General features: G+C 69.3%; 22 protein-coding genes and 2 tRNA genes. 9 read left to right on the forward strand and 15 right to left on the reverse strand.

Going from position 1 to position 23,980, the window contains the following annotated elements; translation table 11 throughout:
- Positions 1 to 149: 149 nt before the first annotated feature.
- Together OG392_RS18360 and OG392_RS18365 are read right to left on the reverse strand one after the other, a co-directional pair.
- Complete coding sequence (locus tag OG392_RS18360) at positions 150 to 1,034, reverse strand: rhomboid family intramembrane serine protease (RefSeq protein WP_329280724.1); 885 nt, start codon at positions 1,032 to 1,034, stop codon at positions 150 to 152.
- A gap of 22 nt (positions 1,035 to 1,056) precedes the next feature.
- Entirely contained in the window at positions 1,057 to 1,584 is a 528-nt protein-coding gene (locus OG392_RS18365; protein WP_329280725.1) for a peptidylprolyl isomerase, read from the reverse strand.
- Between the two features lie 165 nt (positions 1,585 to 1,749).
- On the opposite strand from OG392_RS18365, the gene OG392_RS18370 reads away from it, so the two are divergent.
- Positions 1,750 to 2,475 carry a DUF5324 family protein gene (locus OG392_RS18370; RefSeq protein ID WP_329280727.1) on the forward strand — a complete coding sequence of 242 codons (726 nt, stop codon included), beginning with the start codon at positions 1,750 to 1,752 and terminating at the stop codon, positions 2,473 to 2,475.
- Between the two features lie 245 nt (positions 2,476 to 2,720).
- Here OG392_RS18370 and OG392_RS18375 read toward each other — a convergent pair whose 3' ends face one another.
- Positions 2,721 to 3,107: a DUF6344 domain-containing protein gene (locus tag OG392_RS18375; RefSeq protein ID WP_329280729.1), complete on the reverse strand. Its 387-nt coding sequence runs from the start codon at positions 3,105 to 3,107 to the stop codon at positions 2,721 to 2,723.
- 346 nt (positions 3,108 to 3,453) lie between these two features.
- A tRNA-Ala gene (locus tag OG392_RS18380) sits at positions 3,454 to 3,526 on the reverse strand.
- A 128-nt stretch (positions 3,527 to 3,654) separates the two neighbouring features.
- On the opposite strand from OG392_RS18380, the gene OG392_RS18385 reads away from it, so the two are divergent.
- Positions 3,655 to 4,203 (forward strand): helix-turn-helix domain-containing protein, encoded by a 549-nt coding sequence (locus OG392_RS18385; protein WP_329280731.1) that lies wholly within the window; start codon positions 3,655 to 3,657, stop codon positions 4,201 to 4,203.
- Positions 4,204 to 4,264: 61 nt separating this feature from the next.
- Positions 4,265 to 5,689 carry a serine/threonine-protein kinase gene (locus OG392_RS18390; RefSeq protein WP_329280733.1) on the forward strand — a complete coding sequence of 475 codons (1,425 nt, stop codon included), beginning with the start codon at positions 4,265 to 4,267 and terminating at the stop codon, positions 5,687 to 5,689.
- Between the two features lie 101 nt (positions 5,690 to 5,790).
- Here OG392_RS18390 and OG392_RS18395 read toward each other — a convergent pair whose 3' ends face one another.
- The 11 genes from OG392_RS18395 to dnaA all read right to left on the reverse strand — a co-directional run bounded on the left by OG392_RS18395 (position 5,791) and on the right by dnaA (position 19,956).
- Positions 5,791 to 7,077 (reverse strand): hypothetical protein, encoded by a 1,287-nt coding sequence (locus tag OG392_RS18395; protein ID WP_329280735.1) that lies wholly within the window; start codon positions 7,075 to 7,077, stop codon positions 5,791 to 5,793.
- A gap of 105 nt (positions 7,078 to 7,182) precedes the next feature.
- Positions 7,183 to 7,317, reverse strand: a complete 135-nt coding sequence (locus OG392_RS18400; protein WP_003958712.1) for a DLW-39 family protein — start codon at positions 7,315 to 7,317, stop codon at positions 7,183 to 7,185.
- Between the two features lie 158 nt (positions 7,318 to 7,475).
- Positions 7,476 to 7,549: transfer RNA gene (locus OG392_RS18405), tRNA-Ile, on the reverse strand.
- A gap of 109 nt (positions 7,550 to 7,658) precedes the next feature.
- Complete coding sequence (locus OG392_RS18410; protein WP_329280737.1) at positions 7,659 to 8,225, reverse strand: DUF3566 domain-containing protein; 567 nt, start codon at positions 8,223 to 8,225, stop codon at positions 7,659 to 7,661.
- Between the two features lie 106 nt (positions 8,226 to 8,331).
- Positions 8,332 to 10,971 (reverse strand): DNA gyrase subunit A, encoded by a 2,640-nt coding sequence (gene gyrA, locus OG392_RS18415; RefSeq protein WP_329280739.1) that lies wholly within the window; start codon positions 10,969 to 10,971, stop codon positions 8,332 to 8,334.
- A 41-nt stretch (positions 10,972 to 11,012) separates the two neighbouring features.
- A complete protein-coding gene (gene gyrB, locus OG392_RS18420) occupies positions 11,013 to 13,043 on the reverse strand; it encodes a DNA topoisomerase (ATP-hydrolyzing) subunit B (protein ID WP_329280741.1) in 2,031 nt (676 codons plus the stop codon).
- A gap of 346 nt (positions 13,044 to 13,389) precedes the next feature.
- Positions 13,390 to 13,953, reverse strand: coding sequence for a DUF721 domain-containing protein (locus OG392_RS18425; RefSeq protein ID WP_329280743.1), 564 nt, complete (start codon positions 13,951 to 13,953; stop codon positions 13,390 to 13,392).
- On the reverse strand, positions 13,950 to 15,071 hold the full coding sequence (recF, locus tag OG392_RS18430; RefSeq protein WP_329280745.1) for a DNA replication/repair protein RecF: 1,122 nt from the start codon (positions 15,069 to 15,071) through the stop codon (positions 13,950 to 13,952). Before recF ends, OG392_RS18425 begins: the two co-directional genes overlap by 4 nt.
- A 60-nt stretch (positions 15,072 to 15,131) precedes the next feature.
- Positions 15,132 to 16,010 carry a phosphogluconate dehydrogenase (NAD(+)-dependent, decarboxylating) gene (gene gnd / locus OG392_RS18435; protein WP_030321240.1) on the reverse strand — a complete coding sequence of 293 codons (879 nt, stop codon included), beginning with the start codon at positions 16,008 to 16,010 and terminating at the stop codon, positions 15,132 to 15,134.
- A 120-nt stretch (positions 16,011 to 16,130) separates the two neighbouring features.
- Positions 16,131 to 17,261, reverse strand: coding sequence for a DNA polymerase III subunit beta (gene dnaN / locus OG392_RS18440; protein WP_125664301.1), 1,131 nt, complete (start codon positions 17,259 to 17,261; stop codon positions 16,131 to 16,133).
- Positions 17,262 to 18,180: 919 nt separating this feature from the next.
- Positions 18,181 to 19,956, reverse strand: a complete 1,776-nt coding sequence (dnaA, locus tag OG392_RS18445) for a chromosomal replication initiator protein DnaA (RefSeq protein ID WP_329280749.1) — start codon at positions 19,954 to 19,956, stop codon at positions 18,181 to 18,183.
- A 396-nt stretch (positions 19,957 to 20,352) separates the two neighbouring features.
- Here dnaA and rpmH point away from each other — a divergent pair, with 396 nt between their 5' ends.
- From rpmH to rsmG, 6 genes are all read left to right on the forward strand, one after another.
- Positions 20,353 to 20,490 carry a 50S ribosomal protein L34 gene (gene rpmH / locus OG392_RS18450; RefSeq protein WP_079045023.1) on the forward strand — a complete coding sequence of 46 codons (138 nt, stop codon included), beginning with the start codon at positions 20,353 to 20,355 and terminating at the stop codon, positions 20,488 to 20,490.
- Positions 20,491 to 20,510: 20 nt separating this feature from the next.
- On the forward strand, positions 20,511 to 20,882 hold the full coding sequence (rnpA, locus tag OG392_RS18455; protein ID WP_329280753.1) for a ribonuclease P protein component: 372 nt from the start codon (positions 20,511 to 20,513) through the stop codon (positions 20,880 to 20,882).
- Positions 20,879 to 21,205 (forward strand): membrane protein insertion efficiency factor YidD, encoded by a 327-nt coding sequence (yidD, locus tag OG392_RS18460; protein ID WP_015034858.1) that lies wholly within the window; start codon positions 20,879 to 20,881, stop codon positions 21,203 to 21,205. Before rnpA ends, yidD begins: the two co-directional genes overlap by 4 nt.
- A gap of 3 nt (positions 21,206 to 21,208) precedes the next feature.
- A complete protein-coding gene (gene yidC, locus OG392_RS18465) occupies positions 21,209 to 22,534 on the forward strand; it encodes a membrane protein insertase YidC (RefSeq protein WP_329280755.1) in 1,326 nt (441 codons plus the stop codon).
- A gap of 29 nt (positions 22,535 to 22,563) precedes the next feature.
- Positions 22,564 to 23,073, forward strand: a complete 510-nt coding sequence (locus OG392_RS18470) for a Jag family protein (protein ID WP_030321234.1) — start codon at positions 22,564 to 22,566, stop codon at positions 23,071 to 23,073.
- Positions 23,074 to 23,190: 117 nt separating this feature from the next.
- Positions 23,191 to 23,907 carry a 16S rRNA (guanine(527)-N(7))-methyltransferase RsmG gene (gene rsmG, locus OG392_RS18475; protein ID WP_329280758.1) on the forward strand — a complete coding sequence of 239 codons (717 nt, stop codon included), beginning with the start codon at positions 23,191 to 23,193 and terminating at the stop codon, positions 23,905 to 23,907.
- Positions 23,908 to 23,980 lie beyond the last annotated feature (73 nt).

Below are 23,980 nucleotides of genomic sequence, written 5' to 3' on the forward strand. Positions count from 1 at the left end.
GAGACCATGACGCCCCTCACCTCCCTGGAGAAACACCAGGTCAGAGGTGAGGGGCGCGGTCTTTCCCCACAGAGCGGGGAGGGATCGCCACGCACTGTGGATAACTCTGGGGAAAGCTCACAGAGAAGCTCGTCCACAGCCCTCTGCGCTCAGGTGAGCGCCGCCGAGCGGGCCAGCACGATCCCCACGTCGAGCAGCAGCACCAGGGCCAGCGCCCCGTACTGCACCAGGTCCCGCCGGGCCCTCGGCGCGTGCACGAGCGCGTACGTCACCACGAGGCCCGCGACCAGACCACCGACGTGGGCCTCCCAGGAGATCCCCGGTCGGGTGAATGTCATGAGCAGTGACAGGGCCACGAAGAGGATCACCGGCCGCATGTCGTGGCGGCGCCGGCGGGCGAGCACCACCCAGGCGCCGATCAGCCCGTAGACGACGCCCGAGGCGCCGAGCGAGGGCTGGTTCTGCGCGGCGACGAGATAGGCCAGCACGGAGCCGGAGAGGCCGGAGAGAAGGCACAGGGCCGCGTACCGGATCCGGCCCAGCTCGGGCTCGACGATCCCGCCGATCACCCACAGGCCCAGCACGTTGAAGAGGATGTGCCAGACCTCCTGATGAAGGACGGTCGACGTCAGCAGCCGGTACCACTCGCCGTCGGCGACCCCGACGAGCTCGCCGAGCGCCGGGCTGTAGGCGTAGCCGATGAGCACGAGCTCGTCGACGAGCCGGTCGCCGAACACCAGGACGGCGAGGTAGACCGCGAGGTTGATCCCGATGAGGATCTTGGTGACGAGGCGGCCGTCCGACGCGATCCGGCCGCCCGCGAGCGTCCGCGGCTGATTGGCGTCAGGGGCGTGGCCGGTCCCCGAACCGTTGCGGACGCAGTCGGGGCACTGGAAGCCGACGGAGGCGGAGACCATGCACGCGGGGCAGATCGGCTTCTCGCAGCGCGTGCAGCGGATGCCGGTCTCCACCTCGGGGTGGCGGTAGCAGCGCGGCAGACCGGCGTGCTTGTTCTCGGAGGGTCTCGGTTCCATGAGAGGTGCCGTCCCTTCCGTCTCAGCGCTTCTCGATCACCACGGACTCGATGACCACGTCCTTCAGCGGTCGCTCGGTGTGCGGGTCGGTCGCGGTGGCCGCGATCGCGTCCACGACCTTCCGGCTCTCCTTGCCGGCGACCTCGCCGAAGATGGTGTGCTTCCGGTTCAGCCAGGTCGCGGGGGCGACGGTGACGAAGAACTGCGAGCCGTTGGTGCCCGGACCGGCGTTGGCCATGGCCAGCAGGTAGGGACGGTCGAAGAAGAGCTCCGGGTGGAACTCGTCGGCGAACTCGTAGCCGGGGCCGCCCGTGCCGTTCCCCAGCGGGTCGCCGGCCTGGATCATGAACCCCTTGATGACCCGGTGGAAGACCGTGCCGTCGTAGAGCGGGTCCGAGGAGACCGTGCCGGTCGCGGGGTGGGTCCACTCGCGCTCACCGCCGGCGAGCTCGACGAAGTTCCTGACCGTCTTCGGGGCGTGGAACGGCATCAGCCGCACCTCGATGTCACCCAGGCTCGTCTTGAGGATCGCGTACAGCTGCTCGGCCACGGTCGCCTTCCGTCCACGTCATGTCACGTCTGTCTCTGGCGTGTCCGATCCTCGCATGCCCCGGATGCCCACCCCACATGCCGGACCCGGCTCGGGGGGGCATGATTCCGGAAAGGATGGAAAGGTGAAAAACCGACATCGTCGCCACCGAGGAGGAGGAATCCCGTGACCCGCATGGACAGCGTGCGCGCCGCGTCAGATTCGGCGAAGGAGAGCGTCCTGCACGCCGCGGAAGTGGTGGCGCCGTACGCCGGAACGGCCAAGGACCAGGCCACGCACTACGCCCACGAGGCGCGTGTGCTGATCGCGCCGAAGGTCTCGAAGGCCGCTCAACAGGCCCGGGCGCAGGCTCGCGAGCAGTACGACTCGTACGTCGCACCGCATGTACCGCCGCGGGTCGACGCGGCCGCACAGCGTGCGGCGGTCAAGACCCGCTCGGCCTGCCGTCAGGCGGCCGATTACACCGTTCCGCGCGTCGAGAGCGCGGTCGCCGCGACCGGTCCCGTCCTTGAGGAGGCCGGGTCGCGTTCTACTGCCGCCTGGGCCGCGCTGCGCGGTCAGGTGACACCGAGGGACATCGAGAAGATCGTGAAGCGTCACGAGCGTCGGGCACGGGCCGGACGCCTCGCCAAGGGACTCTTGATCCTGGGCGTTCTCGCCGGCGGCGCGTTCGCCGCCTGGAAGTGGTGGGACAAGCAGGCCAATCCCGACTGGCTGGTCGAGCCGCCCGCTGCCACCGAGGTGGAAGAGGAGGGTTCCGTACTGACGTCCTACGACGAGGGCGGGGATTCCCTCGACCCCGAGGTGGAGGCCAAGCAGTCGGAGGCCGAGGCCGAAGCCGCAGCCGCTGCCGCGGCCGAGGAGGCCGCCGATCGCGACGAGCGCCGCTGACCTACCGGGGTACCGCTGGGTGCTGCCGAGGTCCTGCCGGGTGTGTCCACCAGGGCCCTGCCGAAGTCTGCCGGGGTCCTGGTTCCTGCGGGGTCACGGTCTCCGCGGGGTGCCGCAGGTGCTGCCGTGTCGTACGAGGCGAAGCCGTGCGAGGAAACGCGGGCACGGGTTCGGGTACCGATTCGGGCACCGGTTCGGGTTCGGGTACGGGTGTGGGGAGTGCGCATCGTCGTTCTCCCCACGCCCTAAGCCGCCGCGGCGAGCGCCAGCTCCGTCAGCGCGGCCGGCTCGTCGCCCTCGGCCGAGGCGGTCACACCGGCGGCGGAGCGGTTACGGCTGGCGGGAGAGGAACCGTGGGCCTCGGCGGCGATGCGCTGCTTGATCGTGGGCGGCAGGGAGCGGTCTCCGACGAGCGGCCACCGGTGCGCCCTCTGTGCAGGCACGGAGGCGTGAGCGGCCCGCTTCTCCCCGACGACGGGTGCGGCCGCGGCGGGGCCGGCCGGCTCCTCGGGCTGCTGGACGGCGGGCTGCTGGGTGGCGGCGGCGGTGCCCGCCAGGCCGACGGAGGCGAGCAGGGCGAAGAGGACGGAGATGAAGGCGGTCCAGAACTGCTTGACCTTGGCGGTGGCCATGGCCCCTCACTTTCGTGACGATCTCGAATGGTTCATTTCGGTTTGCGCGCTTTACGTACTTTCCTCATGATGTGGATGCGCGCCCGATTTCCACGGAACGTCGCCGCCGTCGCGCAGTTCTTCCGATGAACACCACCCGTCCGGAGCAGTGGACCGCTCACGGCCGCCCGGCGCCGAACCGGCACCTCGTGAGAGAACGCCGGCCGGGGCCCGGTCCCGACGCCCGGACCGGCACGACGGGCCCGGTTCCCGTGCGGGACGGCCTCCGAACACCGGCCGTCGGCACCGACAACGCAAAACACCCCCTGTGAACTGCGGAAACGCAGCTCACAGGGGGTGTGTGCCGTGGAGCCTAGGGGAGTCGAACCCCTGACATCTGCCATGCAAAGACAGCGCTCTACCAACTGAGCTAAGGCCCCGGAACGAGAACAGCGTACCGGGTCACCCCCCATGTCCGGCAAAAGGATTGGGACTCCCCGTCGGCGACCACTCTCCGTAAGATGCTGATCGAGGTTCGCAGTGGCGAACCGAGGGATGGGGAGAAGAAATGGACGCAGCGCAGCAGGAAGCCACGGCGAGAGCCAGAGAGCTTCAGCGCAGTTGGTACGGAGAGCCGCTGGGGGCGCTCTTCCGTCGGCTGATCGACGATCTCGGACTCAATCAGGCCAGGCTGGCGGCCGTGCTCGGACTGTCCGCGCCCATGCTGTCCCAGCTGATGAGCGGCCAGCGGGCCAAGATCGGGAATCCGGCCGTCGTCCAGCGCGTCCAGGCGCTCCAGGAGCTCGCCGTGCAGGTCGCCGACGGCACCGTCAGCGCCGCCGAGGCCACCGACCGGATGGACGAGGTCAAGAAGTCGCAGGGTGGCTCCGTCCTCACCAGCACCGGTCAGCCGACCACCGGGTCGGGCGCTCCGACCGTCCGACGGGTGGTCCGCGAGATCCAGTCGCTGCTGCGCTCCGTAGCCGCGGCGGGCGACATCATCGACGCCGCCGACTCCCTCGCCCCGGCCCACCCGGAACTGGCAGAGTTCCTCCGGGTGTACGGCGCGGGGCGCACCGCGGACGCGGTCGCGCACTACGAGTCGCACCAGAACTGACGCGGTCGGCAGCCGGCCGGCATCGCCTACGGACGAGGCAACGGGGAGCGGACGCAGCACGATGGGTGAGGTATTCGCCGGGCGGTACGAACTGGTCGACCCGATCGGACGGGGCGGGGCGGGCGCCGTGTGGCGCGCCTGGGACCACCGACGCCGCCGCTACGTGGCGGCCAAGGTGCTCCTGCAGAGCGACGCGCACACGCTGCTCCGCTTCGTCCGCGAGCAGGCGCTGCGGATCGACCATCCGCACGTCCTCGCCCCGGCCAGCTGGGCCGCCGACGACGACAAGGTCCTGTTCACCATGGACCTGGTCGCCGGCGGGTCTCTGGCGCACGTCATCGGCGACTACGGCGCGCTGCCGCCCCGGTTCGTGTGCATCCTGCTCGACCAGCTGCTCTCGGGCCTGGCCACGGTGCACGCCGAGGGGGTCGTGCACCGCGACATCAAGCCCGCGAACATCCTGATGGACGTCACCGGGACCGGGCGGCCGCATCTGCGGCTGTCCGACTTCGGCATCTCCATGCGCAAGGGCGAGCCCCGCCTCACCGAGACCAACTACGTGGTGGGCACGCCCGGATACTTCGCGCCCGAGCAGCTCCTCGGTGCCGAACCCGACTTCACCGCCGACCTCTTCGCCGTCGGCCTGGTCGCCCTCTATCTGCTCCAGGGCCGCAAGCCGGACTCGCAGGCTCTGGTCGGGCACTTCCTCACGCACGGCACTCCCGGCGCCCCAGAGGGCGTTCCGGAGCCCCTGTGGCAGGTGCTCGCTGGTCTGCTGCAGCCCGATCCGCAGGCCCGCTTCCGGACCGCCACGGGCGCGCGCAAGGCCCTGACCGCCGCCGTCGACATGCTTCCCGAGCCGGGCCCCGACGAGGAGCCGGTCGAGATCTTCGACCAACTCGGCCCCCTGCCGTCCGGCTTCGGCCCCGAGGGCCCGACGGGAGCCTTCGGGCCCGCCGCCCCCGTATCCCCCGCCGCCCCGGTCGGCGACGCGCCCGCGGCCGCCCTGGGCGGCCCGGTGAGCGCCTCCACGGCCGCCGCACCCGGCACCGTCCCGACGCCCGCCACCACGCCCGTACCGCCTCGGCAACAGCCCCAGCAGCCCCCACAGCCGCACTACCGCCCCCAGCACCCGGTCACTCCGGCCACGGCCCCGCTCGCCTCCACGGCCGCGGCACCCGCGCCACTGCCCGGCCCCTCCGAGACGGGCAGCTTCCACCTCCCCCCGCCGGTCGGCCACCCGACCCCCTCCTTCGACCGGGCACCGACCTCCGCGGTGCCGTACGGACAAGCCCCTACTCATCCATACACCGCTCGACCGGTTCAGGTTCCCGCGCAGCACACGGCCCCCGCGGGAGCCCCGGCGGCGTCCCCGGCCCCTGCCCCCGTACGCCGACCGGGACCGCCCCCGAAGGTGACGATCCCGGTCCTGCTGCTCGCACTGGTCTGCTTCGCGGTCGGCTTCTGGGCACTCGCCCAGACCTGAGCTTCCCGAGCCGCCCAGACCCGAGCCGCCCAGACCCGAGCCTCCCGAGCCGCCCGGGTCGGTCCGCCGGCGGCGACGCGGAAGGCCCGGCCCCCGGCCCCTTAAGCCGCCCGCCTCCGTGCCACCAGCGTCCATCCGCCGAGGCCCAGCAGCAGCACCGTCCCGCTGCCGATCCCGGCCGCCGCGACGACCCGCATGGAGTCGCTCCCGGAGGCCGCCTGCGCCCCGGAGACACCCTTCTCCGCCGCCTCCTTGTCGTCGGCGGTCACGCTGAACCGCCCCGGGTCACCGGCGTACCCGGGCCCCGGCTTCGCGTCGCCCCGGAGGGAGATCCGCAGGGTCAGCGGCACGGTCTTGTCCCCGTACTCCTGGGCCATCGCCGGGTTGAGCGTGGCCGACAGGTAGTACCAGCCGGCGAAGCGCATCCCGCTGGTGGCCTCGTCGTACGAGGTGCGGTTCTCGTGGGCCACCGGCCGCAGCGCGTCGAGCGCGAGCGTCGCGGGCTTCCCGCTGTAGCTGACGGTGTTCTCGTCGACGTGGCCGAGCGCCGGGTTCTCCAGCGAGAGGACCAGGGCGTGGCCGATGTACTCGTCGCCGGTGGCGCTGCTGCCGAGTTCGGCCGTGGCGAAGAGCTGCTGTCCCCAGTCGACGGGAACCCGGTAGAAGAGCGTCTGCCCGGGCCGGATGTCGGACCGCCACTCGCCCTGCGTCAGCGAGGCGGCGTCGTGGACGCCGGAGCCGCCCTGGCGCGGCCGGGGGCCTCCCGCGGGCGGTCCTGGCGTGCCGGAGGCCCAGACCTCGGGGAGCTTGGTCGGGCCGGCCTTCTTCAGCACGGGCTCGGGCGCGTAGCGGATCTCCAGCTCCCAGTCGTCCGTGCTCGCCTTCGACTCGCGTTCGACGAGGACGTAGTAGGCGCCGGCGCGCTGGCAGGTGGAGCTGTCGGCGTCGACGATGCGGCGGGCGTAGGCGGCGAGCGGCCGGGTGTACTCGCCGGAGGAGAAGTTCGTCCGCTGGTAGCCGCATTCGGTGCCGGAGCCGTCCTGCATGCTCACCTTGAAGCCGTCGCCGTACTCGGCCTTGCCACCGGCCTTGGGCACCGCGACGACGGAGACGTACGCGTTCTGCTGATCGAGGTTGACCCGGTAGTAGACCTTGCCGTTCCTCTTGAGCGTGTCGCGGTAGGTCTGTCCGGTCCTCAGCTCCACGGCGTCCGAGCTCGAGGCCGCGCCCTGGACGCGCTGGGCCGAGCTGTCGAAGGTGTACGGCGGGATCGCACCACCGGCGGCCGCGGCCGCCGTCTGCCCGGGAAGCGCCACGACCGCTCCCACCGCCGCGGCCGCCGTGATCAGGGCCCCCGCCCTCCGGCCGAAGCCGGCCTGCGTCTTCACGCGCTGCTCCTCTTCACTCAAGCAAGTCGACAATTTGCTCAGGCAAAAGGGAAGCCCCGGCCCGCTCTCGCGCGGCCGGGGCTTCACCCACAGACGGTTTTCGTCTCAGACACCGGAACCTGCGGGCACGGAGTCGGTCGCCTCCGTCCACAGGTCCTGCTCGGCGCGATCCGCCTGGATCTGGCGGTACACGAGGAGCCCGCCGATGGCGGCCAGTGCGACCAGGAGAAGCTTCTTCACCGCGCGACCTCGTCTTTCGTTGACGTAGGAGACTTCTGACGCCCACTCTACACATCGACCGATACCGATCGGTGACCTGTACGAGGTTCAAACCTTCCAAGGCTCCCGGACAAACAAATCGACCCGGACGGAGTAACCGTCCGGGTCGATCGATACTGTGGGGCTAACAGGATTTGAACCTGTGGCCTCATCCTTATCAGGGATGCGCTCTAACCAACTGAGCTATAGCCCCGCCGCGCTCTGCGGTGTGTGTCCCGCGCGCTGACTCCTGAACATTAGCGCACGAGAGGGCCAGTCCCAAAATCGGTAACCGACCGGCCCCCTCGCAGGTCATCCGGCCGTCACTCGTCCTCGGCGAGCGTGAGCTCCACGCCACCCACGAAGCCGGCCGACAGGTTGTAGACGAACGCGCCCAGCGTCGCCAGCGCGGTCATCAGGACCACGTCGATCACGGCGATCACCGAGGTGAACATCAGCACCCGCGGCAGCGACAGGAACGACTGCAGATCGAAGCCGTTGGACTCGTTCGAGCCCGTGGCCTCGCTGATCGTGCCGCCGACCGTCGAGAAGACGCCCATGGCGTCCATGACCATCCACAGCACCGCCGCGGCGACGATCGTGCAGATGCCCAGCGCGATGGAGAGCAGGAAGCTCACCTTCATCACCGACCACGGGTCGGCCTTGGCCACCCGCAGCCGCGCCTTGCGCGTACGGGGCGTCGTGCGGGCCCCCGTACGCGGCCGGCGCACGGCACCGGTCTGGCCACCCGCCGTACCGCCCGACGCCGGAGCGCCGTACGCCTGCGGCGGGTGGTAGGGCCCGCCCGGCTGCTGCGCACCCGTGCGCTCGCCGGGCAGCGGCCCGTTGTAACTCTCGTACGAGGACTGCTGCCCTCGAGTGTCCGTCACCGCAACCCCCTGGGAGTCCGTGGCGGAGCCACGGGCGCCGTTCGCTCCAGCACCAGCAGAAGCTCCGGCGGCCGCCGATCCGGCGCCCGTGGCTCCACTCACGCTCTTACTCCTCGTGCTCCCCGGCCGAGGGCTCCGTGCCCTCGACTGCCTCGGTCTCGACCACGACGGTCTCGACCACCGCTGCCTCGGCCGCCTCCACGGCGCCCTCGGCGTCGACTGTCTCGTCGATGTCGTCGTCCTCGCTGCCGGCCTCGGCATTCCGTGCGATGCCGACGACGGCATCACGCTTACCCAGGTTGATCAGCTGGACGCCCATGGTGTCACGGCCGGTCTCCCTGACTTCGTTGACTCGCGTACGAATCACACCGCCGGACAGCGTGATGGCGAGGATCTCGTCCGTCTCCTCGACCACCAGCGCGCCCACGAGCGAGCCACGGTCCTCCACGATCTTGGCGGCCTTGATACCGAGGCCGCCACGGCCCTGGACGCGGTACTCGTCGACGGGGGTGCGCTTCGCGTACCCGCCGTCGGTCGCGGTGAAGACGAACGTACCGGGCCGGACGACATTCATCGAGAGCAGTTCGTCGTCAGCTCGGAAACTCATCCCCTTGACGCCCGATGTGGCACGTCCCATCGGACGCAGCGCGTCGTCGGTGGCGGTGAAGCGGATCGACTGCGCCTTCTTGCTGATGAGCAGCAGATCGTCCTCGGCCGAGACCAGCTCGGCCCCGATCAGCTCGTCGGCGGTGCCTTCGGCGCCGTTGTCCGTCTCGCGGAGGTTGATCGCGATGACACCACCGGAACGCGGCGAGTCGTAGTCCTTGAGCGCGGTCTTCTTGACCAGGCCGGCCTTGGTGGCGAGCACCAGGTAGGGCGCGGCCTCGTAGTCGCGGATCGCCAGGATCTGGGCGATCTGCTCGTCCGGCTGGAAGGCCAGCAGGTTGGCCACGTGCTGGCCGCGGGCGTCCCGGCCGGCGTCGGGCAGCTCGTACGCCTTGACGCGGTAGACCCGGCCCTTGTTGGTGAAGAAGAGCAGCCAGTGGTGGGTGGTGGAGACGAAGAAGTGGTCGACGATGTCGTCCTGCTTGAGCTTCGTGCCCCGCACGCCCTTGCCGCCGCGCTTCTGCGAGCGGTAGTCCTCGGTCTTCGTCCGCTTCACGTAGCCACCGCGCGAGATGGTGACGACGATGTCCTCCTCGGCGATCAGGTCCTCGATGGACATGTCACCGTCGAAGGGCACGAGCTTGGACCGGCGGTCGTCGCCGAACTTCTCGACGAGCGCGGCCAGCTCCTCGCTGACGATCGAGCGCTGGCGCTCGGGCGAGGCCAGGATCGCGTTGTACTCGTTGATCTTGGCCTGGAGCTCGTCGTGCTCCGCGACGATCTTCTGGCGCTCCAGGGCGGCGAGCCGGCGGAGCTGCATCTCCAGGATCGCGTTGGCCTGGATCTCGTCGATCTGGAGCAGGTCCATCAGGCCGCCGCGGGCGACCTCGACCGTGTCGCTGCGCCGGATGAGCGCGATGACCTCGTCGATCGCGTCGAGCGCCTTGAGCAGACCGCGCAGGATGTGGGCGCGCTCCTCGGCCTTGCGCAGCCGGAACTTCGTCCGGCGCACGATGACCTCGATCTGGTGCGTCACCCAGTGGCGGATGAACGCGTCCAGCGAGAGGGTGCGCGGCACGCCGTCGACGAGCGCCAGCATGTTCGCGCCGAAGTTCGTCTGCAGATCGGTGTGCTTGTACAGGTTGTTGAGGACGACCTTGGCGACGGCGTCGCGCTTGAGCACGATGACGAGGCGCTGACCGGTCCGGGACGAGGTCTCGTCGCGGACGTCGGCGATGCCGCCGATCTTGCCGTCCTTGACCAGGTCGGCGATCTTCTGCGCGAGGTTGTCCGGGTTGGTCTGGTACGGCAGCTCCGTGACCACCAGGCACTGGCGGTTGTGGATCTCCTCGACCTCGACGACCGCGCGCATCGTGATCGAGCCACGGCCGGTGCGGTACGCCTCCTCGATGCCCTTGCGGCCGACGACGAGCGCGCCGGTGGGGAAGTCCGGGCCCTTGATCCGCTCGATCAGCGCGTCGAGGAGCTCCTCGTGGCTGGCGTCGGGGTGCTCCAGCGCCCACTGCGCACCGGCCGCGACCTCGCGGAGGTTGTGCGGCGGGATGTTGGTGGCCATACCGACGGCGATGCCGGCGCTGCCGTTGATCAGCAGGTTCGGGAACCGGGACGGCAGGACCGTCGGCTCCTGGTTGCGGCCGTCGTAGTTGTCCTGGAAGTCGACGGTCTCCTCGTCGATGTCCCGGAGCATCTCCATCGACAGCGTCATGAGCTTGCACTCGGTGTAACGCATGGCGGCGGCCGGGTCGTTGCCCGGGGAGCCGAAGTTGCCGTTGGAGTCGACGAGCGGCATGCGCATCGACCAGGGCTGGGCGAGGCGGACGAGCGCGTCGTAGATCGAGGAGTCGCCGTGCGGGTGGTACGTACCCATGACGTCACCGACGACGCGGGCGCACTTGTAGAAGCCCTTCTCGGGCCGGTAGCCGCCGTCGTACATCGCGTACAGCACGCGACGGTGGACGGGCTTGAGGCCGTCCCGTACGTCGGGCAGCGCGCGGGACACGATGACGGACATCGCGTAGTCGAGGTACGAGCGCTGCATCTCGGTCTCGAGCCCGACGGGCTCGATGCGCAGCACGGGCTCTTCTTCGGTGGTCCCGGTCGGGGTGGTTTCGTCGGCCATTGCTGGTCGTCAGTCCTTTCGTACGGTCAGCTGAGACCGACTCAGATGTCGAGGAAGCGAACGTCCTTGGCGTTGCGCTGGATGAACGAGCGGCGTGCCTCGACGTCCTCGCCCATCAGCACCGAGAACAGGTCGTCGGCCTGCGCGGCGTCGTCCAGGGTGACCTGGCCGAGTACGCGGTGCTCGACGTCCATGGTGGTGACGCGCAGCTCCTCGGCGTTCATCTCGCCGAGACCCTTGAAGCGCTGGATCGAGTCTTCCCGGATCCGCTTGCCGCTCTGCTTGCCGAGTTCGACGAGCGCGTCCCGCTCCCGGTCCGAGTACGCGTACTCGAAGTCGTCCCGGCCCCACTTGATCTTGTAGAGCGGGGGGCGGGAGAGGTAGACGTGACCGGCCTCGACCAGCGGTCGCATGAAGCGGAAGAGGAAGGTCAGCAGCAGGGTGTTGATGTGCTGACCGTCGACGTCGGCGTCCGCCATCAGGATGATCTTGTGATAGCGGAGCTTCTCGATGTCGAAGTCCTCGTGCACACCGGTGCCGAAGGCCGAGATGAGCGCCTGGACCTCGGTGTTCTGCAGGATCTTGTCGATCCGGGCCTTCTCGACGTTCAGGATCTTGCCCCGGATCGGCAGGATGGCCTGGTACATCGGGTTGCGGCCGGACTTGGCCGAGCCGCCGGCGGAGTCGCCCTCGACGATGAAGATCTCGCACTTGGCCGGGTCGTTCGACTGGCAGTCGGACAGCTTGCCCGGCAGCGACGCCGACTCCAGCAGACCCTTGCGGCGGGTCAGGTCGCGCGCCTTGCGGGCGGCCACGCGCGCGGTGGCGGCCTGGATCGACTTGCGGATGATGTCCGCGGCCTCGAGCGGGTTGCGGTCGAGCCAGTCGTTGAGGTGCTCGTAGACTGCCCGCTGGACGAAGGTCTTGACCTCCGTGTTGCCCAGCTTGGTCTTGGTCTGGCCCTCGAACTGCGGCTCGCTCAGCTTGACCGAGATGATCGCGGTCAGACCCTCGCGGATGTCGTCGCCCGTGAGGTTGTCGTCCTTCTCGCGGAGCAGCTTCTTGTCGCGCGCGTACTTGTTGATCAGCGAGGTCAGCGCGGCACGGAAGCCCTCTTCGTGCGTGCCTCCCTCGTGGGTGTGGATGATGTTGGCGAAGGAGTACACGCCCTCGCTGTAGCCGCTGTTCCACTGCATCGCGACCTCGAGGGACAGGGCCTTGTCCTTGTCCTCCGCCTCCAGGTCGATCACGGTGGGGTGGACCAGCTCGCCCTTGCGCGAGTTGAGGTACTTCACGAAGTCGACGATGCCGCCCTCGTAGTGGTACTTCACCGTGCGCGCGGGCGGCTCGGCGGCCGCCTCGGCGTCCGGGTCGTCGGCGCCGACCGTGGCCTTGGCGGACTCGCGCTCGTCGGTGAGCGTGATCGTCAGGCCCTTGTTGAGGAAGGCCATCTCCTGGAAGCGACGCGAGAGCGTCTCGAAGGAGTACTCGGTCGTCTCGAAGATGTCCGGGTCGGCCCAGAAGGTGACCGAGGTGCCGGTCTCGTCGGTCTTCTCGTGCTGGGCGAGGGGCGCGGTCGGGGCGCCCATCTTGTAGTCCTGCGTCCAGCGGTGGCCGTCCGTCTTGATCTCGACGGAGATCTTGGTGGACAGGGCGTTCACGACCGAGACGCCGACACCGTGCAGACCGCCGGAGACGGCGTAGCCGCCGCCGCCGAACTTGCCGCCCGCGTGCAGGACGGTGAGCACGACCTCGACGGCCGGCTTGCCCTCGGAGGCCACGATGCCCACCGGGATGCCTCGGCCGTTGTCGATGACGCGCACGGCGCCGTCGGCCAGGATCGTCACGTCGATGGTGTCGGCGTGGCCGGCCAGGGCTTCGTCGACCGAGTTGTCGACGACCTCCTGCACCATGTGGTGCAGACCGCGCTCGCCGGTCGAGCCGATGTACATGCCAGGGCGCTTGCGCACGGCATCCAGGCCTTCGAGGACCTGGATGTTGCTGGCGGTGTACTGGTTGTTCTCGTTGGGGTCGCCGGAATCGGCCACGAAGCGCCCTTTCTGGCACAGCACAGGCCGTTCTCCGGGCATACGGGAGCGGCTGCGTCGTTCGACTTGTTCCGCAGGGTGGCGGGATTGTCTCCCAGTCTACCGGTAGCGCCGACAGTCATGGGGGTTTGCCGGTGCCTGAGTCCGCATGTGCCGCCCTGAGCGGGAGCCAAACGACTCCCCATATCCGGACAGGGGCTCCAGAGCCCCCTGACGGCCACCCAGCGCTTCGGCCCGATGCCTCGCTGTGGGCATGCGGGCGTCCCCCGTCGCGGGCATCCGTTCCGCAGGGAGGAACAGGTGGGTACAACGCCCCACCGCACGGTGCCCCGTGGCCTCGCCCACACCCCGGGAACCCGGCCGCGCGCCCCTACCCGTAGGTATCTCCGGGCCCCACGGATCCCGGCGCCCGCAGCGGGCCGTACCCGCGCCGGGGCGCGCCGGGCCCGAGCACCTTGATCATCCGGACGGTGCCGTGCCCGAGGTCCTCGTTGAGCCGTGCCACCAGCGTGGGCGCCAGCAGCCGCAGCTGCGTGGCCCATGCCGTCGAGTCGCACTGCACGGTCAGCACCCGCGCGTCCGGCTCGTCGTCGTACTTCACGGGTACGCAGTGCTTGGCCAGGTCCTCGCCGACGATCTGCGGCCAGCGGCCCATGACCCCGCCGACCGCGGCCGGTGCCTCCCAGCCCCGCTCGGTGATCAGCCGGTTGATCGCGGCGCCGAGCGCCATCGGGTCGCGCCCGTCGGCGCGCGCGCCGGAGCGCAGGCCGCCCCCGCGCCGGGCCTGCTTCTTCTGCTGGGCGGCAGCGCCCTTGGCCTTCGCCTGTTCCTTGGCGGCGCGCAGCGCGACCCGCGCGAGATCCACCCCCGAGGCCTCGGGAACGGACGGAGCCGGAGGTGTGTCCACAGGCTGGGGAAGCTTTTCCTCGCTCATACGCGCTCCACCGTCCCTCCGGCCACCTGGTACCGCGTCCCCGCGAGCACCCCAGGTACGTCGTCGTCCACAGCGGCCGTCACCAGGACCTGATCGCCGCCCGCGACCAGCTCCGCGAGGCGCTCGCGCCGGCGCGCGTCCAGCTCGGCGAAGACGTCGTCGAGGACGAGGACGGGCTCGTTGCCCTCGGACCGCAGCAGGTCGTACGAGGCGAGCCGCAGCGCCAGCGCGTACGACCAGGACTCTCCGTGGCTTGCGTACCCCTTCGCCGGCAGCTCGCCCAGCTTGAGGAGCAGCTCGTCGCGGTGGGGTCCGACGAGGGTGACGCCCCGCTCGATCTCCTGCTTGCGCACCTCGGCCAGCGCGGCGATCAGCTGTGCGTACAGCTCCTCGCGGGTGTGTCCGGTGCCCGGCGCGGAGGGCCGGTACTCCAGCAGGATCGGTCCGCCACCGGGCGCGAGCTGCTCGTACGCCTTGTCGGCGAGCGGCTGCAGTACGGCGATCAGGTCGAGCCGCTGAGCGAGCAGCTCGGCCCCGGTCCGCGCCAGGTGCTGGTCCCATACGTCGAGCGTGGACAGGTCCATGCCCCGGCCGCCGTGCCGGCGGGCCATCGCCGCGGACTTCAGGAGGGTGTTGCGCTGCTTGAGCACGCGGTCGTAGTCGGAACGCACGCCGGCCATGCGCGGCGTGCGCGCCGTGATCAGCTCGTCGAGGAAGCGCCGCCGCTCGCCGGGGTCGCCCTTCACCAGGGCCAGATCCTCGGGCGCGAACAGGACGGTCCGTACGATTCCGAGCACGTCACGCGGTCTGACCTGCGAGGACCTGTTGATACGGGCGCGGTTGGCCCGGCCCGGGTTGAGTTCGAGCTCGATCAGCTGGGAGCGCTCGCCCTGGGTGACGGCGGCCCGGATCACCGCGCGCTCCGCGCCCATGCGGACGAGCGGGGCGTCGGAGGCGACGCGGTGGCTGGAAAGGGTCGCGAGATAGCCGACGGCCTCGACCAGATTGGTCTTGCCCTGGCCGTTCGCGCCCACGAAAGCCGTGACGCCCGGGTCGAGCGGGACCTCGACCCGGGCGTAGGAGCGGAAGTCGGCCAGCGAGAGATGCGTGACGTGCATGGTTGGGCGCCGACCTTCTTCCCCCGGCGGCTGTGCACCGCGGGGTGCACAGCCTGTGGATTACTTCTTCGTCTCGACCGCGTGGCCACCGAACTGGTTGCGCAGCGCGGCGATCATCTTCATCTGCGGGGAGTCGTCCTGGCGGGAGGCGAACCGCGCGAACAGCGAGGCGGTGATCGCCGGCAGCGGGACGGCGTTGTCGATGGCGGCCTCGACCGTCCACCGGCCCTCGCCGGAGTCCGACGCGTAGCCGCGCAGCTGGTCCAGGTGCTCGTCCTCGTCGAGGGCGTTCACCGCGAGGTCGAGCAGCCAGGAACGGATGACCGTGCCCTCCTGCCACGAGCGGAAGACCTCGCGCACGTCGGTGACGGAGTCGACCTTCTCCAGGAGCTCCCAGCCCTCGGCGTAGGCCTGCATCATCGCGTACTCGATGCCGTTGTGGACCATCTTCGCGAAGTGGCCGGCGCCGACCTTGCCGGCGTGCACGGAGCCGAACTCGCCCTCGGGCTTGAGCGCGTCGAAGATCGGCTGGACCCTCGCGACGTCCTCGGCGGAGCCGCCGTACATCAGCGCGTAGCCGTTCTCCAGGCCCCAGACGCCGCCGGAGACGCCGCAGTCGACGAAGCCGATGCCCTTGGCCGCCAGCTCCTCGGCGTGCTTCTCGTCGTCCGTCCAGCGGGAGTTGCCGCCGTCCACGACGATGTCGCCGGGGGAGAGCAGGTCGGCCAGCTCGTCGATGGTGGACTGGGTCGCGGCACCGGCCGGGACCATGACCCACACGACACGGGGCCCCTTGAGCTTGCCCACAAGCTCCTCGAGGCTGTGGACATCGGCGAGGTCCGGATTGCGGTCGTATCCGATGACGGTGTGGCCTGCGCGGCGGATGCGCTCACGCATGTTGCCGCCCATCTTGCCGAGACCGACGAGACCGAGCTCCATCAGAGATTCCTTAAGCGTCGTGTGCGGTTTACCCGGATCCGAGCCTACGCCCGGACCCGGGTGCACACCTGTGGGGTCAGCCGCTCAGGCGATGGCCCCGAAGAGACGACGTCGGTCGGCTCAGCCGCTGAGGCGCACCGGCATGATCAGGTACTTGTACGCCTCGTCCGCCTCGGCGTCCACGGCCGGCCTGCCGCTCAGCAGCGCCGGCTTGGTGGAGGTCGTGAAGGAGAGCTGGGCGACCGGGGAGTCGATCGCGCTCAGGCCGTCCAGCAGGAAGGTCGGGTTGAAGGCGATCGAGATGTCGTCGCCCTCCAGCTGGGCGTCGACACGCTCCACAGCCTGTGCGTCGTCGCTGGAGCCGGCCTCCAGGATCAGCACGCCCTGCTCGAAGCTCAGCCGGACCGGGGTGTTGCGCTCGGCCACCAGGGCCACGCGCTTGACGGCCTCGACGAACGGCGCGGTCTCGATGACCGCCACCGAGTTGAACTCGGTGGGGAAGAGCGTCCGGTACTTCGGCAGGTCGCCCTCGAGGAGACGGGTGGTGGTGCGGCGGCCCGCGCCCTCGAAGCCGATGAGGCCCTCGCCCTTGCCGGAGCCCGAGAGCGCCAGGGTGACCGTGTCGCCGCTCGTGAGCGCCTTGGCGGTGTCCAGGAGGGTCTTCGCGGGCACCAGGGCGACCGCGGAGGCGTCCGGGGACTCCGGCTTCCACAGGAACTCGCGGACCGCGAAGCGGTAGCGGTCGGTGGAGGCCAGGGTGACCGTGTCGCCCTCGATCTCGATGCGCACACCGGTGAGCACGGGCAGCGTGTCGTCACGGCCGGCGGCGATGGCCACCTGCGCGGCGGCGGAGGCGAAGACCTCGCCGGGGACGGTGCCGGTCGCGGTGGGCATCTCCGGCAGCGCCGGGTACTCCTCCACGGGCAGGGTGTGGAGGGTGAAGCGGGAGGAGCCGCAGACCACGGTCGCCCGTACACCGTCTGTGGAAATCTCCACCGGCCGGTTGGGGAGGGCGCGGCAGATGTCGGCGAGCAGCCGGCCGGAGACCAGGACGGTGCCGTCCTCCTCGACCTCGGCCTCGACGGAGACACGGGCCGAGACCTCGTAGTCGAAGCTCGAGAAGCTCAGCGCGCCGTCCTCGGCCTTCAGCAGAAGGCCAGCGAGCACGGGGGCCGGCGGACGGGCCGGGAGGCTGCGGGCCACCCAGGCCACCGCCTCGGCAAGTACGTCGCGCTCCACCCGGATCTTCACCGGAACCGCCTCCTGCTTGTTGCTGGCTCTTCGTCGACTGCGGGAACCAGTCTGACGTACGCCGCGGACACTCGGTGCTGCTCGGGGTCAAGTCGCGACAAGAGCGCGTCGGAGCTCCGGCGCCGAGTTGTGCACAGGTCCCACTTCGAAGCGGATTCCTAGCTAACTCTATGTGGGAGTAGTAGTAGGGCCTGTGGAAACGGTGGATAACGTCGTTTTCGCAGGTCAGGCCCGGTTTTTTGTCCACTGCGCCTGTGGGTGGAGCCGGTGGACAACTGGGGTTCTCTGTGGACACCCAAAAGTTCTGCACACCCGGTACACAGGCCACGGGGAGTTCTCCCCAGCGCTGTCCCCAGCTTTACCCACGTTCCCCACAGCCCAACCGTCCTCCTTGGTGTGACGGCTTTCACTCGACGCGGTGAGGGCGGGCGATTCGTTGCCGAACAGTGGACAGGGGTGTGGAGAAGCTGTGGGCAACGGACCTCCCCCTGTGGGTGGCCGGTGGACAACTTTCGGGACCCCCTGTGGACGAAAGTTCTGTCCACAGCCTGTGGAGATCTTTTACCAACAATTCCACAAGGGTCTGACCTGGGGTGATGATCTGTCAGTACTCCGGCCTGTGGACACAATCCGGATAACTCGACAGTCCCCACCCTGTGGACGGGAGATCATCCCGCAATCTGTGGAGAACCCGCCACCGGAACGGAGTAATCGAACAGCCCGTCCCCCCTACGAGGTCCCGACCGGTGGTCGCGAGCGCTCCGGGAGGGCTCCGAGCGGGCTCCCGGAAGGCTCGCGGAGCGCTCGGGAACGGTTCCGGAGGGGCCTGTGGACGGCCTTACGACGGCTCCTGGAGAAGCCGAAGGGCGCCCCGGGAGGTGTCCCGGGGCGCCCTTCGGAGGCCGGCCGCAGCCGGCCGTCAGCCGTTCTTGATGCGGTTGGTCAGCTCCGTGACCTGGTTGTAGATGGAGCGCCGCTCCGCCATCAGCGCGCGGATCTTCCGGTCCGCGTGCATGACTGTCGTATGGTCACGGCCGCCGAACTGCGCGCCGATCTTCGGCAGCGACAGGTCCGTGAGTTCGCGGCACAGATACATGGCGATCTGCCGGGCCGTCACCAGGACGCGGCTGCGCGACGATCCACAGAGGTCCTCCACCGTCAGACCGAAGTAGTCGGCGGTGGCCGCCATGATGGCCGGCGCGGTGATCTCGGGCGACGAGTCCTCGCCGCCCGGGATCAGGTCCTTGAGGACGATCTCGGTGAGCCCGAGGTCCACCGGCTGCCGGTTGAGGCTCGCGAAGGCCGTCACCCGGATCAGCGCGCCCTCCAGCTCACGGATGTTCCGCGAGATACGGGACGCGATGAACTCCAGGACCTCCGGCGGGGCGTTGAGCTGCTCCTGCACCGCCTTCTTGCGGAGGATCGCGATACGCGTCTCCAGCTCCGGCGGCTGTACATCGGTGGTGAGACCCCACTCGAACCGGTTGCGGAGCCGGTCCTCCAGGGTCACCAGCTGCTTGGGCGGCCGGTCCGAGGAGAGCACGATCTGCTTGTTCGCGTTGTGGAGGGTGTTGAAGGTGTGGAAGAACTCCTCCTGCGTCGACTCCTTGCTCGCGAGGAACTGGATGTCGTCGACGAGGAGAATGTCCACATCGCGGTAGCGCTTGCGGAAGGCGTCGCCCTTGCCGTCGCGGATCGAGTTGATGAACTCGTTGGTGAACTCCTCCGAGCTCACGTACCGCACGCGCGTGCCCGGGTAGAGGCTCCGCGCGTAGTGCCCGATCGCGTGCAGCAGATGGGTCTTGCCGAGGCCCGACTCCCCGTAGATGAAGAGCGGATTGTACGCCTTCGCCGGCGCCTCGGCCACCGCGACCGCGGCCGCGTGCGCGAAGCGGTTCGAGGAACCGATGACGAAGGTGTCGAAGAGGTACTTGGGGTTCAGCCGCGCGTGCTGCTCACCAGGTGCGCCGGAGCCCTGCGCAGACGGGGAACCGTGGCCGCTGTGGCCCCCGCCCCCCGGGCCGCCGGGCCGGGGACCGGGACGGGCGCCGTGGTTCTGCGGATCGGGCAGCTCGGCGCGCTCGGGCCGCTGCTGCTCGTAGCCGCGGGGCGGCTCGTCGTACCGCGACGGCCGGGACTGCTCGGGGCCGGTCGGGCCCGTGTAGGGGGGCCGCTCCTGGTAGCCGCCCAGCCGGGGCTGCTGCCAGGACAGGTCCTCCTGGGTGCGCGGCCAGGCCCCCGGGTCGGGGCGCTGCTGCGAGTAGTCCGGGTAGGCCGGGCGGGCGGTGGGCAGCCCGTCGTCGGGCATCGGCCGGTGGCCGTAGCCCCCGTCGTACTTGTCGTACGGCTCGGGCTGCTGGCGCTCGTCGTAGCGTGGCTGCTGCGACTGCTGGAGCGGGGGCGCCGGCGGGGTCGGCTCGCCGACGGAGTCGTCGACGGTGATCGCGATCCGGATCGGGCGGCCGCACTCACGGCTGAGGGTCTCGCTGATCAGCGGCGCGAGCCGGCCTTCGAGGACGCGCTTGCCCCATTCGTTGGGCACGGCGAGCAGTGCGGTGTCGGCGACCAGGGCGAGAGGCTGGCAGCGCTCGATCCACTGCTTGTCCTTGGGCTCGATCCCCTGCTGGCCCTCCGCGAGGAGATGCTCCAGGACGCGTGGCCACACTGCGGCAAGATCAGCAGGTACGTCAGCCACAGGGCACGCTTTCTCGCGGGTCCCCTGATGGTGTGGTTCTCGGGGGACGGTGGGTCGATGTCCGTGAGGACAGATCCATGAGGACAGGTAAGGACAGAACGGAAAAGATTGTGGAGTCCAACCACGGTAGTCGTGGCGGCTGACGTGGTTCAAGTTGTTGTCCACAGCCTGTGCACAATGGGAGGTGGCGACAGGTCGGTTTGACCGGATGGCGTAGCCGCGCGTACCGTGACCAGGTCGAGTTGTCGATGGCTGCTGCCGCCTGCCTCCGATGGGCAAAGATCACGGTCTGTGAACGTGTAGCGGTGCACTCGGGCGTATTGCGAGCTACTCGTGGGCGCACGGTGACAGCCAGGCGATGTCCCGCCATCTACGAATCATTTCTGGAGCCCCCGAGTGAGCAAGCGCACCTTCCAGCCGAACAACCGTCGTCGCGCCAAGACCCACGGCTTCCGCCTGCGGATGCGTACGCGTGCCGGCCGAGCCATCCTTGCGAACCGCCGTTCCAAGGGTCGCACTGAGCTGTCCGCCTGATCTGCTTAACAGGTCATGACGTGCTGCCTACCGAGAATCGGCTGAGGCGGCGCGAGGACTTCGCAACCGCGGTACGCCGAGGTCGCCGGGCCGGTCGCCCGCTCCTCGTCGTACATCTACGCAGCGGTGCAACGAACCCGCACGCGCCTGGGGAGAGCGCTCCCCCGGCACGTGCGGGTTTCGTCGTGAGCAAGGCCGTGGGCGGTGCCGTCGTACGCAACCAAGTGAAGCGTCGTCTGCGCCACCTCGTCCGCGACCGGCTCACCGGGCTGCCCCCCGGTAGCCTGGTGGTCGTACGGGCGTTGCCCGGAGCCGGCGACGCCGAACACGCACAGCTGGCCCGAGACCTGGACGCCGCTCTTCAGCGGCTGCTGGGAGGGGGCGCGCGATGAAGTACCCGCTGCTGGCTCTCATCAAGCTGTACCAGTGGACGATCAGCCCGCTTCTCGGGCCCGTCTGCCGGTACTACCCGTCGTGTTCCCACTACGGATTCACGGCCATCGACCGGCATGGCGCGATCAAAGGCACGGCCCTGACCGCTTGGCGCATCCTGCGGTGCAACCCGTGGTCGCCCGGTGGTGTGGACCATGTCCCCCCGCGTAAGCGCCCCCGCTGGCACGAAATGCTGAGGAACGCGCTGCGCGGCGACAAGGGCGGGTCCACCGCCGAGACGAGCCCGGCCGCAGAGACCTCGCCCAATGCTCAAGGAGCCTGATTAGTGGACACGATTGCCAGTCTGTTCAGCTTCATCACCACACCTGTCTCATGGGTGATCGTCCAGTTCCACAAGGTGTACGGGGCGATCTTCGGCCCTGACACGGGCTGGGCCTGGGGCCTGTCCATCGTGTCCCTCGTGGTGCTGATCCGTATCTGTCTGATCCCGCTGTTCGTCAAGCAGATCAAGTCGACGCGGAACATGCAGGCGCTCCAGCCGAAGATGAAGGCGATCCAGGAGCGCTACAAGAGCGACAAGCAGCGTCAGTCCGAAGAGATGATGAAGCTGTACAAGGAGACGGGTACCAACCCGCTCTCCTCGTGCCTTCCCATCCTGGCGCAGTCGCCGTTCTTCTTCGCCCTGTACCACGTGCTGTCCAGCATCGCCTCCGGCAAGACCATCGGCGTCATCGACGACTCGCTGCTCGCCAGCGCCCGTCAGGCCCACATCTTCGGTGCCCCGCTCGCGTCGAAGTTCACGGACTCCGCCGCCGAGGTCGCCGCTCTCGACGCCTCGCTGACCTCGGTCCGCATCGTCACCGCGATCATGATCGTCATGATGTCGGCCTCGCAGTTCTTCACCCAGCGCCAGCTGATGATGAAGAACGTCGACCTCTCCGTGAAGACCCCGTACATGCAGCAGCAGAAGATGCTCATGTACATCTTCCCGGTGATCTTCGCCGTCATGGGCATCAACTTCCCCGTCGGTGTCCTCGTCTACTGGCTGACCACCAACGTGTGGACCATGGGCCAGCAGATGTACGTGATCAACCAGAACCCGACCCCGGGCAGCAAGGCTCAGGACTCCTACCTGCAGCGTCTGCTGAAGAGCATCACGCAGCACGAAGAGGTCCGCGGCCGTCGCCGGAAGACCATCGTCAAGGTCATCGTCGCCAAGGGCAGCGACCGCAACGAGAATGAGCGCCGCTTCTTCGCGGGTCTGAGCAAGGCCGGCTTCGCCGCCCAGGCCGACGGCACCGTGATCAAGAGCGACACGCTCGTGGTCGACGCCGAGGGCGGTCCCGCCGCCAGGCGCCAGCAGCCCAAGCGCCAGACCAAGGCCCAGCGCCACGCCGCCGCCGCCCAGCACTCCGCTGCGAAGGACACCGAGGACGCTTCCGAGCCGGCCGCCGAAGAGGCGCCGACCACCTCGCTCGAGAAGAAGCCCGAGGGTTCGGCCAAGACCGCCGCCAAGGAAGAGCCCAAGGACGAGGCGCAGGGCGACAAGCCCGCGCGTCCCCGCGCCAACTCCGGAGGGTCTCGCCAGCAGGGCAAGTCCGGACAGCGCAAGGGCCAGCAGCGGCCCAAGCACCCGTCCTCCAAGAAGTAAGCCTCGCCGAAGCAAGAAGGAGTCCATCCGTGACGGAAGGCACCACCTCCGCCGCCGCCGAGGGTGGCGACACCCTGACCCGCCTGGAGCAGGAGGGTGAGATCGCGGCCGACTACCTCGAGGGCCTGCTCGACATCGCCGATCTCGACGGCGACATCGACATGGACGTCGAGGCGGACCGGGCCGCGGTCTCGATCATCAGCGACTCGGCTCGTGAGCTGCAGAAGCTCGTGGGCCGTGACGGCGAGGTCCTGGAGGCGCTCCAGGAGCTGACCCGGCTGGCCGTGCACCGGGAGACCGGTGACCGCAGCCGCCTGATGCTCGACATCGCCGGATTCCGCGCCAAGAAGCGTGCCGAGCTCGCCGAGCTCGGCGCCAAGGCCGCGGGCGAGGTGAAGTCCACCGGTCAGCCGGTCAAGCTGGACCCGATGACGCCGTTCGAGCGCAAGGTCGTGCACGACGCGATCGCCGCCGCCGGTCTGCGCAGCGAGTCCGAGGGCGAGGAGCCGCAGCGCTTCGTCGTCGTTCTCCCGGCCTGAACCCTCACGTAGTCTCGGCCCCGTCTGTTCGCAGGCGGGGCCGATCTTTGTCAGCCTGATAGTCAGCCACCACAGTGCGCCCGCACAGGATGCGGGCGGTACGGAAGGACGGTTCCCGTGACGGAGGAAGCGGAGCTCCCCGAGGCTCCGGAGCAGGCGCGGACAGTCTTCGGTGAGTACTTCCCGGAGGCCGTTCGGTACGCGGAGCTCCTCGCGGACGCGGGTGTGAAGCGTGGTCTGATCGGACCGCGCGAGGTCCCGCGGCTGTGGGAGCGCCACCTGCTGAACTGTGCCGTCCTCTCCGAGGTCGTCCCCGAGGGCGTCACCGTCTGCGACGTGGGCTCGGGCGCCGGGCTTCCCGGCATCCCGCTGGCTCTGGTCCGGCCCGACCTGAAGATCACGCTCCTGGAGCCGCTTCTCCGCCGGACGAACTTCCTCCAGGAGGTCGTCGAACTGCTCGGCCTCGACCATGTGACCGTGGTCCGGGGACGCGCGGAGGAGATGCTCGGCAAGATCACGCCCGTGCACGTGGTGACGGCCCGCGCGGTGGCACCGCTCGACCGCCTGGCCGGCTGGGGAGTTCCCCTGCTGCGCCCGTACGGGGAGATGCTGGCGCTCAAGGGCGACACCGCGGAGGAGGAGATCATCGGCGCTCGTGCCGCGCTCTCCCGCCTCGGTGTGGTGGAGACCTCCGTGATGCAGGTGGGCGAGGGGATCGTCGATCCGCTGTCCACGGTGGTCCGGGTGGAGGTCGGAGAGAGCCCGGGTGGTGTGCGGTTCGCCGCCAAGCGTGCCAAGGCCGCCCGGACGAGCAAGACCCGCCGACGCCGCTGAGCGTCGCATTCGTACCATTTCGGAGTGTCGAGCGGTCCCGGCCGTGCAGCAGGGGCATGGTGTTTCACGTGAA

Origin of the sequence: Streptomyces sp. NBC_00691 (genome assembly GCF_036226665.1) — a bacterium.
Classification (GTDB): Bacteria; Actinomycetota; Actinomycetes; order Streptomycetales; family Streptomycetaceae; genus Streptomyces.

Bases quoted from the DNA above. Each gene is read 5' to 3' on its own strand.
- OG392_RS18360 (WP_329280724.1), bottom strand. From the start codon at position 1,034: ATGGAACCGAGACCCTCCGAGAACAAGCACGCCGGTCTGCCGCGCTGC.
- OG392_RS18375 (WP_329280729.1), bottom strand. From the start codon at position 3,107: ATGGCCACCGCCAAGGTCAAGCAGTTCTGGACCGCCTTCATCTCCGTC.
- OG392_RS18385 (WP_329280731.1), top strand. From the start codon at position 3,655: ATGGACGCAGCGCAGCAGGAAGCCACGGCGAGAGCCAGAGAGCTTCAG.
- OG392_RS18390 (WP_329280733.1), top strand. From the start codon at position 4,265: ATGGGTGAGGTATTCGCCGGGCGGTACGAACTGGTCGACCCGATCGGA.
- gyrA (WP_329280739.1), bottom strand. From the start codon at position 10,971: ATGGCCGACGAAACCACCCCGACCGGGACCACCGAAGAAGAGCCCGTG.
- OG392_RS18425 (WP_329280743.1), bottom strand. From the start codon at position 13,953: ATGAGCGAGGAAAAGCTTCCCCAGCCTGTGGACACACCTCCGGCTCCG.
- recF (WP_329280745.1), bottom strand. From the start codon at position 15,071: ATGCACGTCACGCATCTCTCGCTGGCCGACTTCCGCTCCTACGCCCGG.
- gnd (WP_030321240.1), bottom strand. From the start codon at position 16,010: ATGGAGCTCGGTCTCGTCGGTCTCGGCAAGATGGGCGGCAACATGCGT.
- yidD (WP_015034858.1), top strand. From the start codon at position 20,879: ATGAAGTACCCGCTGCTGGCTCTCATCAAGCTGTACCAGTGGACGATC.